At 56.7% G+C, this 14,211-nt stretch carries 12 protein-coding genes; 6 read left to right on the top strand and 6 right to left on the bottom strand.

Annotation, left to right across the window (positions count from 1 at the left end; all coding sequences use genetic code 11):
* Positions 1-30: 30 nt before the first annotated feature.
* Positions 31-1,422 carry an aminotransferase-like domain-containing protein gene (locus tag C8D72_RS09305; protein ID WP_115854130.1) on the bottom strand — a complete coding sequence of 464 codons (1,392 nt, stop codon included), beginning with the start codon at positions 1,420-1,422 and terminating at the stop codon, positions 31-33.
* 112 nt (positions 1,423-1,534) lie between these two features.
* Here C8D72_RS09305 and C8D72_RS09300 point away from each other — a divergent pair, with 112 nt between their 5' ends.
* The 3 genes from C8D72_RS09300 (at position 1,535) to C8D72_RS09290 (ending at position 4,036) form a co-directional block, all read left to right on the top strand.
* Complete coding sequence (locus C8D72_RS09300; RefSeq protein WP_425453279.1) at positions 1,535-2,134, top strand: LysE family translocator; 600 nt, start codon at positions 1,535-1,537, stop codon at positions 2,132-2,134.
* Between the two features lie 35 nt (positions 2,135-2,169).
* Positions 2,170-2,736, top strand: coding sequence for a GNAT family N-acetyltransferase (locus tag C8D72_RS09295; RefSeq protein WP_115854128.1), 567 nt, complete (start codon positions 2,170-2,172; stop codon positions 2,734-2,736).
* 250 nt (positions 2,737-2,986) lie between these two features.
* Positions 2,987-4,036, top strand: a complete 1,050-nt coding sequence (locus tag C8D72_RS09290) for a homocysteine S-methyltransferase family protein (RefSeq protein ID WP_115854127.1) — start codon at positions 2,987-2,989, stop codon at positions 4,034-4,036.
* Between the two features lie 109 nt (positions 4,037-4,145).
* On the opposite strand, the gene C8D72_RS09285 is transcribed toward C8D72_RS09290, so the two are convergent.
* A complete protein-coding gene (locus C8D72_RS09285) occupies positions 4,146-5,384 on the bottom strand; it encodes an MFS transporter (RefSeq protein ID WP_281271614.1) in 1,239 nt (412 codons plus the stop codon).
* Between the two features lie 413 nt (positions 5,385-5,797).
* Between C8D72_RS09285 and C8D72_RS09280 the strand changes: the two genes are divergently transcribed.
* The gene (locus tag C8D72_RS09280; RefSeq protein WP_170140557.1) at positions 5,798-7,954 is read left to right on the top strand and encodes a TonB-dependent siderophore receptor; all 2,157 of its coding nucleotides are present in this window, start codon (positions 5,798-5,800) and stop codon (positions 7,952-7,954) included.
* A 113-nt stretch (positions 7,955-8,067) separates the two neighbouring features.
* Here the strand turns inward: C8D72_RS09280 and C8D72_RS09275 are convergent, their stop codons facing one another.
* From C8D72_RS09275 to narH, 4 genes are read right to left on the bottom strand one after another with little or no spacing between them, the layout of a single operon-like run.
* The gene (locus C8D72_RS09275) at positions 8,068-8,886 is read right to left on the bottom strand and encodes a peptidylprolyl isomerase (RefSeq protein WP_115854124.1); all 819 of its coding nucleotides are present in this window, start codon (positions 8,884-8,886) and stop codon (positions 8,068-8,070) included.
* 12 nt (positions 8,887-8,898) lie between these two features.
* Positions 8,899-9,576, bottom strand: coding sequence for a respiratory nitrate reductase subunit gamma (narI, locus tag C8D72_RS09270; RefSeq protein ID WP_115854479.1), 678 nt, complete (start codon positions 9,574-9,576; stop codon positions 8,899-8,901).
* Between the two features lie 21 nt (positions 9,577-9,597).
* A complete protein-coding gene (gene narJ / locus C8D72_RS09265) occupies positions 9,598-10,335 on the bottom strand; it encodes a nitrate reductase molybdenum cofactor assembly chaperone (RefSeq protein WP_115854123.1) in 738 nt (245 codons plus the stop codon).
* Positions 10,328-11,905, bottom strand: a complete 1,578-nt coding sequence (gene narH, locus C8D72_RS09260; RefSeq protein WP_115854122.1) for a nitrate reductase subunit beta — start codon at positions 11,903-11,905, stop codon at positions 10,328-10,330. The genes narJ and narH overlap by 8 nt, the downstream gene beginning before the upstream one ends.
* Positions 11,906-12,276: 371 nt before the next feature.
* On the opposite strand from narH, the gene C8D72_RS09255 reads away from it, so the two are divergent.
* Positions 12,277-13,023 (top strand): KilA-N domain-containing protein, encoded by a 747-nt coding sequence (locus C8D72_RS09255; protein ID WP_115854121.1) that lies wholly within the window; start codon positions 12,277-12,279, stop codon positions 13,021-13,023.
* Between the two features lie 40 nt (positions 13,024-13,063).
* Positions 13,064-14,062, top strand: coding sequence for a DUF3644 domain-containing protein (locus C8D72_RS09250; protein ID WP_115854120.1), 999 nt, complete (start codon positions 13,064-13,066; stop codon positions 14,060-14,062).
* Positions 14,063-14,211: the final 149 nt, after the last annotated feature.

The following is a 14,211-nucleotide window of genomic DNA, read 5'->3' as shown; positions in this document are numbered from 1 at the left end:
GAAACGGCACAGTGACCGCCGCGCCGGCGTCTAGACCGTCTGCCAGCGCGGCGGTGCCGCCTCGGACAGCGCCCGGGCGATGACGGCCAGCGCCTGCGCCAGCGCCTCGCGATCCGGCGCCGCACTCAAACAGATCCGGATCGCCTGAGGCGCTGCGGTACTGCCGACACAAAAGGTTTCCGCCGGCGCCACTCGCACGCCGTTTTGCTCCAGCGTCTCGACCAGCGCCTGGGCGCGATGCTCGCCGGGCAGCGTCAGCCAGGCATAGAAGCCGCCGCGACGCATGGCCACCTCAAACCCGCCCAGCGCCTCGCGCACCATTGCCTGGCGGACCTCGAGCTCCTCGAACTGCCACGCCAGCAGCCGGTCGGCATCATTGCTTTCAAGCCAGCGCCCGGCGATCTCACTGATAAGCGCCGGCGGTGCCCAGCACTGGTTGCGCAGCGCAATGCGCAGCTGCGCCAGCAGGGAGGTCGGCGCGCGAACCACTCCCGAGCGCAGCCCGCCGCCCAGAATCTTGGCCACCGAAAACACGAATATCGTGCGCTCCGGTGCCAGCTGATACAGCGGCGTGCCGCGGGCCTCCAGCGGCAGATGCATCACGCCGTCCTCGATCAGCCAGAAATCGCGCTCGCGGGCCAGAGCGACCAGCGCCTCGCGGCGCTTTTCAGACAGTTGCACGGTAGTGGGGTTGTGATGCTCGGGCATGAGATAGAGCGCCTTGAAGGGCGTGCGCTCATGGCGCGCCGCCAGCGCCTCCACATCGATGCCTTCTTCATCAAACGGCACGGCCACCGTTTTCAGCGACCGCTCACGGGCGGTGCTGATCACGCCTGGATAGCTCAGCGCCTCGGCGGCCAGTCGATCGCCGGGCGAGAGCAGTACCGACAGCGCCAGCGTAATGCCGTTGGTACCGCCCTGGGTGATCAACAGCTCCTGCGGATCGACGGCCAGCCCCTGCGATGTCAGCCAGTCGGCGTAGCGCCGGCGCTGCGTGGCCATGGTGTCATCGAGGGGATAGTTGATGGCCTGATCAAGCGCTGCGGGGTCCTGGGTAATGGCTGTCATGAACCGGGCCAGCGACGCCTGACGCTCGGGATGCGGCGGCGGCAGTGACATGCCCAGATCCACCAGCCCTTCATGAGGCGCCTTGATGACCCGTGCAAAGCCCTCGCACGCCCGTTCGACCTTGACGAAGGTGCCGCTGCCCACCTGGGCGCTGACCAGCCCGCTTTGTTCCACCAGCGCATAGGCCCGGGTAATGGTGCCCACCGTGACGCCCAGCGCATCGGCCAGCCGGCGCTGGGGCGGCAGCCGTTCGCCCGGTGGCAGTTTGCCCTCGTTGATGGCCCGTTCGATGGCGTTTGCCAGGGCGCGATAGCGCGGGCCTTCCGGAGAAAGTTCGGGTTTCCATATTGTCATGGTGACAATAAATCCATTGACGGTGACATTGGAGAACGTATGCTCGAATTGTCACCCATAAGCGGGTAACACTTCCACAATTGTATTCATACAATGTAGCGAGGCCGTCATGATGTCTGTCAGCTGGTGGGTTTCCGTGACCCTGTTCGCCATTACCATGACCGGCACGCCCGGCCCCAACAACGTGATGCTGACGGCCTCCGGCGCGATGTACGGCTTTCGCCGCACGCTGCCCCACATTGTCGGTATTTTACTGGGCGGGCTGGTGCTCTTTACCCTGCTGGCGCTGGGACTGGGCACGCTGTTTCAGCGCTATCCGCTGATCCAGCAGGGACTGCAGATCGTCGGCATCCTTTATCTGCTCTATCTGGCCTGGCGCATCGCCTCGGCACCGCCGCCCGAATTTGATGTTACAGGGGACGCCCGCCCTCTGACACTGTGGCAGGCGGCCACCTTCCAGTTCGTCAATCCCAAGGTCTGGGTGATGGGACTGACCCTGATGGCCAGCTTTCTGCCCTCTGAAGGCCCGATCTGGCTCAACGCCTTCGGTCTGGCGCTGTCCATGGAGATCGTCGCCCTGCCCTGCATTTCGCTGTGGGCCGGCTTTGGCATGGTGATCGCGCGCTTTCTAACCACGCCGCGGGCGTGGCGCATTTTCAACGTCACCATGGGGCTGATGACTGCCGCCTGCGTGGTGTTCATTGTAAAGTGAGGCTCCCTTCAACGATCAGCAAAGGCAGTATCTTCATGAGTGACCGGTCAGAACGCTCCGGGGTGAGCGTACGTGAGGTGATGGATCAGGATCTCGACGCCATCCATGCCATCTACAGCTACCATGTTCGCCACGGGCTGGGCTCCTTCGAAGAGGTGCCGCCGACGCTGGAGGAGATGACGCGGCGCTGTGCCGGCACACGCGAGGCGGGCCTGCCCTATCTGGTCGCCGTGTTCGATAACGTGGTGGTGGGCTACGCCTACGCCGGGTTTTTCCACCCGCGCAGCGCCTATCGCTTCTGTCTGGAGGATTCGGTCTATGTGAGCCACGATGCGCATGGTCGCGGCGTGGGCAGTGCCCTGCTGGCGGAACTGCTTGAGCGCTGCGAACAGGGGCCCTGGCGTCAGATGATTGCGCTGATCGGTGACAGCGACAATCAGGGCTCGATCGCGCTGCACAAGCGTTTCGGTTTCACCCATCAGGGCGTGATCGAGGCCTGCGGCTTCAAGTTCGGCCGCTGGGTGGATGCGGTGATCATGCAGCGCCCGCTCAACGAGGGGAATACCACCCTGCCGGAACAGGACCACCAGAGTCTGTCCTGAATGCCATTTTCGTCGACAGTGCGGTGGCGAGAGGCCACGGCGTGAGTAGCAGCACCGTGATGTGGCCTGTCTGGCAGAAAAAGCAGGACAGGCCATTCATGGCCGCTGCATCATTCACATGATTCCTGGTTTGTTCTCTAAAAATGAAACTGATTCATTTTCAAGCGGGCAATACTTCATTGGTGATGGTCACGACCTGTCTCCAGAATAGGGGCTCCTGCAAACACGGTTCCCTCTGGAGATTCTGCCCATGACGCAAGACCTGATTACCCGGCGACTCGACCAGGGCCCGCTCATCTGTGCCGAAGGCTTTCTGTTCGAACTCGAGCGGCGCGGCTACCTCTCGGCGGGCGAGTTCGTACCGGAAGTGGCGCTGCTGCGCCCGGACGCTCTGGAAGCGCTGCATCGCGATTTCCAGCACGCGGGGTCCGATATTGTTCAGGCCTTCACCTACAACGGTCACCGCGAAAAGATGCGAGTGATCGGCAAGGAAGAACTGCTGGAGCCGTTGAACCGCGCGGCGCTCAAAATCGCGCGCAAGGTTGCCGACGAGCAGCCGGGTAACCTGATGGCCGGCAACATCTCCAACAGCAACGTGTGGGACCCGCAGGACCCGGCCGCGCAACGCAGCGTGCGCGCCATGTTTGACGAGATGGTGCAGTGGGCCGTCGAGGAGGGGGCCGATCTCATTATCGGCGAAACCTTCTACTATGCCGGCGAGGCGCAGGCCGCTCTCGAGGCCATCAAGGCAAAGGGGCTCCCGGCGGTCATTACCCTGGCGCCAATGGCCGAAAATCGCATGATCGATGGCCCCGGCATCGTCGAAACCTGTGTTGCGCTCGAAAAGAACGGGGCCAGTGTCGTCGGCCTGAACTGCTTCAGGGGGCCGGACACCATGCTGCCGTGGATTCATCAGATCCGCGAGGCCGTCTCCTGTCATGTGGCGGCACTGCCCGTAACGTTTCGCACCACCGAGCAGGCGCCCACCTTTTTCAATCTATCCGACACTCAGGGCTGCAGCTGCCCGTCGCCCCACGGCCGCCCTTTCCCGACCGCGCTGGATCCCCTGTCCTGCAACCGCTATGAGCTGGGCGCCTTTGCCCGGGAAGTGTACGACAGTGGGGTCCGCTATCTTGGCGTCTGCTGCGGTGGCTCGCCGATGCACATCCGTGAAGTGGCCATGGCGGTTGGCCGTGAACCGGAGGCCGCCCGATTCGCGGAACGCATGGAGAATCACTTCATGTATGGCAGCCACGACCGCCTGCCAGAGCATATCGCCGCGCTGGGGGACAAGGCCTGAGCAGTACCGAAGGTCTGCTGACGACAACGCCATCGATGCTGTCATCGATGGCGTGGTGGTGTGTGAAACGCTGTCGTGATTCAAAAAACGCGGTGGGTGGATTACTGCATCAGCGCCCCGCATGCGATCGCGAGCCGTGGCGAAGCTTTCGAAACGCCAGAGCTGCCGTGCCCAGAATTGTGATGCTGGCGCTGAGGATCAGGGCAACGGCCGGATTCGCACTGGCATCGAGCATGTAGCCCGACCAGGTTCCTGCAAGCATCGCAAGGGAGGCCATCGAAAAGGCGATGCCTACCATGTCGGGGTATCGCCTGCCGGCATAGCGCTTTTGACGCGCGGAAAGATTGGCCACGTTGCAATAAGATGCGGCCAGATAAAGCAGAAATATTAAAGCCATGTATCCCGACAGGGCCGGTATCGATAGCGCATTGCCAAAAAATCGGATCATGGCGATCAGCAGAATTTCATCCACGGCGACCATCAGCATCGCCAACGCTACATGACATCGATAGCTGCAGCGATGCTTCATGGCATAAAACAAAAGCGGCCCGGCCATTGAGCCAAGACCACCAAACATTCCCGCCATGGCCACGATTTCTCCTTTGCTATCGGCCCCTTCAGCCAGCCACAGCGGCAGGTAGTAGAGAAACAGTCCCATGGACAGATAGACCAGCGGCGTCGTGATCGGCGAGCTGGCAGAGAGCCGAAAGGCTTGAACGCCAAAATAGCGCACCCCTTCTATCAGGCTGACCCGAGAGACATGATGTGTTCGCTCATATCGGGCCTGATCGGGGATAAACAGTGTGTCACGTTTCATCGCAGCCCAGCGGAAGACAAACGAAATCGCGGTCATGAACAGATTGACCAGCAGCACCATATAGATGGAGTAATCGACCAGAAGGCTTCCCAGTGGGCGACCAATGACCATGGTGGCAAGCGTCAAAAGGCTGAGTGAAAAGGCGTTGAATCTGACGGCGGTCGATTCCGATTGAAGCATCATGGCACCGGCGTAGGTGCCATTGGCGATATTGGTAATGACCGGAATAAAAGAGGCAAGAATGAAATAGGTCATCAACACGATCAGGGTTGAAAAAGACCCTTCGTAAAGCAAAAAAATAACAAGTATCGTGATGGTCATGTCATAGACCTCACAGATCAAAAGCACTCGATAAGGCGAGTAATGTCCGAGGAATCTGGCCACGATATACGCAGAAGCGTTAATCGTTCTGGACAAGGTGGTATAGAGCGGAATCCACACGGGCGACAGCATGCCAACGGCGACCAGCGTCGGAATGGCGCCTTCAATGACAGAGGAGCCTGAATAGGAAAACATTAATCCCAGCAGCATTAAAACATGAGGTTTTTTTAATGCCTTGCATGATAATGATCCTGCCGCCTGCCATGGCAATAACACCCTGCCAATCCGTTTCATGCCTTTTTATTCCATATGCTGGTATCGCCTGATCATTCAGACGTTCCTGATGATGCGTGTCTTTTTGATGCGAAGATGCACTTTGTAAAGGCCAATATCCAGTCTGCCTTCAGTGGAGGACATGAGCCATGACACTGTTAGTGAAAAATCATACAGAAAAGGTGACTAAAAGCTATAGATGATAATGATAATCAATATTATATTAGCGCTTCTCGGTCCAGGCTGTGGGCAGGGATCAATAACAAGGGACGCTAATATCAATGCCAGCCTTCTCGCTTTATGCCTTCACCCCGCGCAATGCGACTCTACTTGTCATTTCAGGCATGCTCATGCCGATTCAAGCACTGGCACAAACATCCGATGGTTCATCGATGGATACCCGACCACAGGCGCTGTCGACAGTCGTGGTCGAGGCTCGACGCCCCATCGGACAAGGCGGTGATAACGAGGGTTACAAGACCGCACGCATGAATACCGCTACGGGAATGAATCTCAGTGCCAAAGACACTCCGCAGTCGGTGACGTCAGTCACCGCGCAGCGCATGGCGGATCAGGGTAGTGACGACACCATCAGTGCCCTCGATAATGTGGTCGGGCTGCAGATCAAAACTGTCGATGCCGACCGTCTTCGGATCTATTCCCGGGGATCAGTGGTGGCCACCACCATATTCAACGGCATGCCGATCACGGCGCCGGACTCCTCGGATCACCGCTTTGATTTCGGCGACACCTTTGTGGACAGCGCCCTGCTGGAGCGCATTGAGGTCTTGAGAGGCGCCAACGGACTGATGCAGGGCGCCGGTACGCCTTCGGCGGTCATTAATTTGGTGCAAAAAAGACCCACCTACGACTATCAGGGCAGCTTTGAGCTGGGGACGGGTAGCTGGGACAAGAAGCGCGGCGTGATCGATCTTTCGGGGCCGCTCAATGGAGACAGGAGCGTACGCGGTCGATTCGTCTATGCCAGTACCGAGCAGGATGCCGAAATGGATCGGTATTCACGCGAGCAGCACTCCCTTTACGGCGTGGTCGAGGCCGATCTGGACGATCAGACCACGCTTACCCTGCGCAATACCTATCAATACCGTGATTCGGATTCGCCCATGGTCGGCGGGCTACCCATTTTCTATTCCGATGGCTCACGCACCCGCTATAGCCGCTCTGCCAGCACGGCCCCCGAATGGGCAAGCAACACGACGCGCAACTACATCGGTCAGGCCGAGCTTGAGCACTATCTCAACCCCGACTGGTCCGTTGATTTCAGCTTTATGTACAGCCGTGCGACCATGGATCAGCCCTCTCTCTGGTCATCCGGCGCGCCCGATCCGCAGACCAACGAAGGCCTCGTGCCGGGCAGCTTCTATGACATCGACAGTGAACGTATTCAGAGAACCTTTAATGTGCGCGTGAACGGCCGCTTTGATTGGCTGGGACGTGAGCACGAGATGGTCATGGGCGCCACGCAATGGCATCAGGACTTTGAATTCCCCTATTACAGCCCATCGAATTTCTCCCGGCCGTACTCGCCGTTGGGTGATTTTACGCGTTCCGATTTTGATTACGGCGACCAGCAGCCGGACTGGGACAAGAGTACGGTCATCCGAAATCAAAACGGCGAGCAGGAGCAGACCAGTGCCTATGTCGCCACCAACTGGGCATTGACCGATGATCTGCACTTGCTGCTCGGCAGCCGTATTGATCGATGGGAAACCGATCAAAACGCCTTCGGGACACCCATCGACAAGTCAGTCCATGAGTGGACGCCCTATGCCGGGCTGACCTGGGCGCTCACACCACAGGTCAATCTCTACACCAGCTACACCCGAATCTTCACCCCTCAGAACAAGCTGGCGCGCAGCAGAGACGTCATTGATCCGGTCACCGGTTCCAATTACGAGGCCGGCATCAAGTCCAGTCTGTTCGATGATCGACTGGATCTCTCCGCCGCGGTCTTTGAGTCCGTACAGGACAACTACGTTGACAGCACCAGCGCCCGGCTTGATAACGGTCTTTATACCTATGAGGCTTACGATGACGTCAGGACCCGCGGGTTCGAGTTCGAAGCTAATGGTGCCGTGACCCCGCAGTGGAACATTTATGGTGGATACTCCTACGCGCGCATTGAAAGCCCTGATGACGAGCGCATGAATACCGACATTCCCACCTCGCAGGTCAAACTCTTTACCACCTATGATCTCGCTGGCCCGCTTGATGGCCTGACCGTGGGTGGCGGTGTCAAATGGCAGAGCAAGACCTTTTCCGATATCACCAATCCGGCGTCAGGAGAATCGGAGCGCATCCAGCAGGATGATTTCTTCACGACGGATCTGATGGCGCGCTACAGGGTCAACCAGAATCTCAGCCTGACTGCCAACATCTATAACGTGTTTGACGAGAAGTACTACTATCTCGAGCCGGTGTCGTTTTCACAGTACTTCTACGGTGCGCCGCGCAGCTTTGCTGTCGGGCTCAAATATGATCTCTGATGTCCAGAAACGAAACGCCACGGCCCGAATCGATAACGGCTGTGGCGTTTTCATGACAGGGCAGGCCGGGTGATCGCCTATGGTGAGATATGACGTCGGCTTGAAAGTGCGGCCTACTGCATCAGCGCCCCACCCGCCTCGTCATCCAGCGTCATACCGGTGACGCCGATCTCTTCGGCCAGCGCCAGCAGATAGTGTCGCAAGGCGCGGCGGGTGGCCTGCTCGCGCAGGGTATGGCGTACCCGGTCGATCACGGCCTCCAGCGGCAGCGCCTCGCCGTCGAGGCGCTGATCCACCTGCACCAGATGCCAGCCGTAGCGCGATGCCAGCGGCCGATCATGCAGGCCCTCGGGCAGGTGTTTCAAAGCGTCATCCAGCTCCGGCACGGTCTGACCCGGCGAGAGCTCCCCCAGTGATCCGCCGGTCTCTTTTGAGGGGCAGGCTGAATGGCGCATGGCGACTTCATCAAAGCGTTCCGGATGCTCAAAAAGCTCGGTGAGCAGGGATTCGCCCAGCGTTTTCATCTCGTCACGCGCGTCCTGATCATCCGGCGCCGCCGGCAGCAGAATATGGCGCACCTGATAGCGCGGCGGCGTACAAAAGCGCTCGCGATGGGCCTCGAAATAACGGGCGCAGGCGGCGTTATCGGGCTCGGGTGTGGTCAGCGCCTGATCCAGCAGCGTGCTGATCGCGCCCTGCTCATCGTGGTGGGTCGCCTCCCGGCCCAGCGTCATTTCGGCTTCCTGACGCAAAAGCTCACGGATCACCAGCGCGCGCGCGGCTTCAAGCTGCGCCTTTTCCGGTGAGTCTGCGCCGTGATACTGCATCTCGCCGGCAATTTCGGTCGGGTCGATGGGGATATCGCCCACGACAATGGGCGACAGGGCCAGGCTTGGATCATCGGGCAGGGTCTGTGTGTCGATCATCTGCATGGTGTTGTCTCCTCAGGCGCGGCGGCGTACCAGCTGATAGCGCCTGCCGATGTAGCCAAACGGCGCGCTCCAGGCATGGACCAGGCGGGTGAAGGGAAAAATCATCACGATGGTCAGGCCCACCACGATGTGCAGCTTGTAGATCAGGCCCACATCCATCAGATGGCTGGCGGCGCCCGAGCGGAAAAACACGATCGACTGCGCCCACTCGGCCAGCGGCAGCATGACACTGCCATCGAGATGGTCGACGGCGGCAATGATGGTGAAAAGCCCCAGTGTCACCTGCACCATCAGAAGCGCCAGAATCACGATATCCGCAGTGCTCGAGCTTGCCCGCACGCGCGGGTCAAACAGGCGCCGATAGAGCAGGATCATGCCGCCGACCAGACACAGCACACCGGCCAGACCGCCGACGAGGATCGCCATGATCTGCTTGTTGCCAGGCGTGATCGCCCACTCATAGGCCCAGTGCGGCGTGAGAAGGCCGACCAGATGGCCGAAGAAGATCACGATGATGCCGATGTGAAAGAGGTTGCTCCCCAGGCGCATGTGCTTTTTGGTCAGCATCTGGCTCGACCCGGTCTTCCAGGTGTACTGGCCGTGATCAAAGCGCAGCAGGCTGCCCAGCAGAAAGACCGTCCCGGCCAGGTAGGGGTAGAAGCCGAACAACAGGGTATGGATGTAATCCATCATGAGGGTGACTCCCGGGGCTCAGTGACCGTGAACTGCCGAAGCAGGATCGATGACACGGACGGGTTCGGCCTGCTCGCGCGCGCTCTGACGCTGCTGCGCGCGGCGCTGACCGGCAGCGGACTGCACCGCACAGTCCTGATCGGAGGTGGCGGAAAAGCGCACGGCTTCCTCTTCCCATACCGCATCCAGCGCGGCCGGGGTGTCATCACGCTTTTCTTCGCGCACCTTCTCCTGATGCTCGGTGATCTCGTCCTCGGCACCGATCAGCGCCAGAAGCGACGCCGTGGCCAGTGCCTGATCGGCCTCACGCTCTTCAAGGCGGGCGGTCAGGCGGGCCAGAATATGGGCGATCTCGCCGAGCTGGCCGGCAATCTCGTCTTCCGTCCGGGTCGAGAGATACTCCAGAAACAGCGGTAGATAGTCGGGCAGCTCGCGGGCATCCAGCTCGAAGCCGGCCTCGCGATACTGCGCCAGCAGATCGACCATCGCCTGGCCGCGGTCTCGCGACTCGCCATGAACGTGTTCAAACAGCAGCAGCGAGGTCGCCCGGCCCTTGTCGAAAAGCGCCACATAGTCGGCCTGCAGATCGAGCAGATCGGCCTGGGCCAGGCGGCGAATCCAGCCCACCAGCGTTTCCCGTCGCAGGGGCGTGAGCCGGTCCTCGGCCTTGATCACTGCCGTCATTTCGGGGGCGGCCTGTTGCAGCGCTTTTGTGGGGTAATCCAGCAGTCGTGCCAGTACGATCAGACTACGCATGGCGATCCTCCTCGGCGTCATAGGGGGCCACTTCGGGCTCGTAGTGCGACACCACCGGCTTGACCAGCGTGGAGGTCTGTTTGCGACCGCCAAACAGGCTGCCGGCGCTGTCGCCACCGTTGCAGCCCTGACCGAACGTGAAGCCACAGCCGCCGCGTTCGGGGAAGGCCTCGCGGGCCTGTTCGCGATGGGTGGAGGGAATCACGAAGCGGTCCTCGAAATCGGCCAGCGCCAGATAGCGATACATGTCCTCGATCTGCGCGGCAGTGAGGCCCACGGCTTCCAGCACCTCGGTGGCCTCGCGGCCTTCGACCTGCTGGGCGCGCTTGTACAACCGCATTGCCATCAACCGCTTGAGGGCGCGTATGACGGGCTCTTCTTCCCCGGCGGTGAGCAGGTTGGCCAGGTAGCGCACCGGGATGCGCAGCGACTCGATATCCGGCAGCACGCCGTCACTCGGCACGTTTCCCTGATCGAACGCGGACTGGATCGGCGAGAGCGGCGGCACGTACCAGACCATGGGCAGCGTGCGGTACTCCGGGTGCAGCGGCAGGGCCAGCTGCCAGTCGATGGCCAGCTTGTAGACGGGGGATGCCTGGGCGGCCTGGATGACGTTCTCTTCAATGCCGTCGCGACGCGCCTGGGCGATCACTTCCGGGTCATGCGGGTCGAGAAAGATCTCGCACTGGCGATGATAGAGATCCTGCTCATCGGCGCTGGCGGCGACCTCCTCGATGCGATCGGCGTCATAAAGCAGCACGCCGAGCGAGCGGATACGGCCCACACAGGTCTCGGAGCAGATGGTCGGCTGGCCGGATTCAATCCGCGGATAGCAGAAGATGCACTTCTCGGATTTACCGCTTTTCCAGTTGTAGTAAATCTTCTTGTACGGGCAGCCCGACACGCACATGCGCCAGCCGCGGCACTTGTCCTGATCGATCAGCACGATGCCGTCTTCCTCGCGCTTGTAGATCGCCCCGCTCGGGCAGGACGCCACGCACGCCGGGTTCAGGCAGTGCTCGCACAGGCGTGGAAGATACATCATGAAGGTGTTTTCAAATTCACCGTACATGTCGGCCTGAATGCGATCGAAGTTCTTGTCGCGGCGGCGCTTTTCGAACTCGGTGCCCAGAATCTCCTCCCAGTTCGGGCCCCACTCGATCTTCTGCATGCGCTTGCCGCTGATCAGCGAACGCGGCCGCGCCACCGGCTGATGCGTGCCTTCACCGGCGCGGTGCAGGTGCTGGTAGTCAAAATCGAACGGCTCATAGTAGTCATCGATCGCCGGCAGCTCCGGGTTGGCAAAGAGCTTGGCCAGCACGCGAAAGCGCCCGCCGATGCGGGGTTCAATGGCGCCATCCTGGCGGCGCAGCCAGCCGCCCTTCCACTTGTCCTGATTCTCCCACTCCTTCGGATACCCGATGCCGGGCTTGGTTTCGACGTTGTTGAACCAGGCGTATTCCATGCCTTCGCGACTGGTCCAGACGTTTTTGCAGGTCACGGAGCAGGTGTGACACCCGATACATTTATCGAGATTGAGCACCATGCCTACCTGTGAGCGAATCTTCATAATCACGGCCTCCAGGAATATCGCGCATTGGGCTGTCCGCCACCGACAGGATGCGCAGTTATGGGGCCAAGCGTGCGCGTGGCAGGGGGTGGTGGTTTTGATGCAGGTCAAGGCAGGCGGGGTGGGGAACGGGGGCTACCTCTTTAGGGGTAGTTAGTGCACCGAGTATAAATTATATTAAATTCAAAGACTTGGATAATAAAGCTGACTTTAGGAAGTAATTCATCTAGGAGGAAAAGTTCTTTTTAGGTAGGGAGATATGAGTGCTGGAAAAACCAATTGCATAAGACAAATGTCTTATTAAGGCAACTTTGAGGAGGCCTATATTTAGAAATTATTTTCAATAAATTTCAAATGAGTCGAAAAATAGAATGCATCAGATAGCCATGATTCCGCGCATAGAAGAGGGTGGCGTTATCCCACAGCGAGTCGGGGACGGGTATATCAGTGCAACAGCACTTTGTAAATCTGTCGACAAGAGATATTCGGATTATAAATCTTTAAAATCTACTGCTGAGTTTATTGCTGAACTGGTAAAGCAAACAGGGTTGCCTGAACAACAACTTATTCATGTTGTTAGCGGAGGGAATTCTAGTTTGCAAGGCACCTGGGTTCATCCTTACCTGGCCATAAATCTTGCTCAATGGCTTTCGCCGAGGTTTGCAGTAAAAGTTTCTCAATGGGTTACAGAATGGCAGCAAGGATATTCTAAACCTGTAATGCCTGTTCATATCGAGAGGTACTTAGAAAATAGAGGTAAAATTCCTTACACTCATTTCTCCATGCTCAATGAAATTACGCTTAATCTAATTGCTCCGCTTGAGCAAGCTGGATACACCCTTTCTTTAGATATGGTGCCTGATATATCCGAAGGAAAAATATTCTGTAAGTGGCTTAGGAATGAACGTGGCATTGAGCCTAATTCTTTTCCAACTTACCAACATGCTTATCCTGATGGACGAGTAGTTAAAGCGAAGCTTTATCCTATCGATTTATATGAAGATTTTAAGCGGCACTTCAATGAAATTTGGTTGCCTCAACATGCACCAAGATATTTTGGGGATCGTGATAAAAAAGCGCTTCATTTTGTCAATACTTTACTTATTCAGTCCAGTTAACCTCCTTCCAAGAATAATTCTGATTTGAGACGAGCAAGTAATGAAATCAAGAAATAGAATGATGCTAGAAAAATCTATATCAGCCATGCTTGCTGCTATGGAAATATATAATAAGCCTGATTTTAAATATCGTGAAGAAGCATTTTCGGTGCTGTGTGTTAATTCATGGGAGCTATTGCTTAAAGCTAAGGTCCTGTTGCTTTCGGCTAATAATATTTCATCGCTATATATTTGGGAGAAGAAAGTAAGAAAAAACAAAGAAAAAACTAAAAGGAGTTTTAAGAAGTTAAACCGTTCTGGCAACCCTATGTCTGTCAGTATACATGAAACATATCGAATAATTGTGGAAGAATACGGTGTGAAGATTGATAAAGCTGTTAAAGATAACCTTGAGATGCTTATAGAAATACGTGATAACAGCGTGCATTTTATTAATAATGACTTGAGCTTGGCTCTTAAAGTACAAGAAATTGGTACTGCTGCTCTTCAGAATTATCTGCACTTGGTTAAAGAGTGGTTTGGAGATGTTCTTTCTAAGTATAATTTTTACTTGATGCTTTTATCTTTTTTTAGAGATTTTGATTCTATAAGCGGAGAAACTTTAAACTCAAGTGAGAAAAAGTTGTTAAACTATATCAAAGCAGCTGAAAAGGTATATGAGAAAGATAGTGAATCACTAGGAGAATATAACCTTGCTATCAAAGTCGACGTTAAGTTTTTTAAAGCTAAAAGCTCCTCTGGATTACCTGTGTTAGTAACCAATGATCCAAGCGCGCCTACTATAAGGCTAAGTGAAGAACATATCTTCGAAAAATATCCATGGGACTTTCGTGTTTTAACTACACGTCTTAAGAAAAGGTATTCAAATTTTAAATGTAACAAGTCTTATCATGATTTAAGAAAATCAATGGAGGGTGATGAGAGCCTTTGCCATCAAAGGTATTATAATCCTAGTAAGTCAGATAGCGGTAAAAAGGTTTTATACAGCCCTAATATTCTAAAAGAGTTTGATAAGCACTATGAAAAGTCGGGGAGATAATGCTTTTAGGTTTTATCTTTTATTGTTTTCATAAGGATCGGTTTAAGTTATAAGCTGCTTGCAATTATGCAGCAGTTATCTATCGCTTCTAGTGTCAAGCGGGCGGACCTTGGTTACTTAATCAGTAAAGGATTCGCACCATGTTTTTG

The sequence above is a fragment of the Kushneria indalinina DSM 14324 genome (assembly GCF_003385845.1).
In the GTDB taxonomy this organism is placed as follows: Bacteria; Pseudomonadota; Gammaproteobacteria; order Pseudomonadales; family Halomonadaceae; genus Kushneria; species Kushneria indalinina.
The sequence above is the reverse complement of the archived record's forward strand: the minus strand, read 5'-3'. Positions and strand labels throughout refer to the sequence as shown.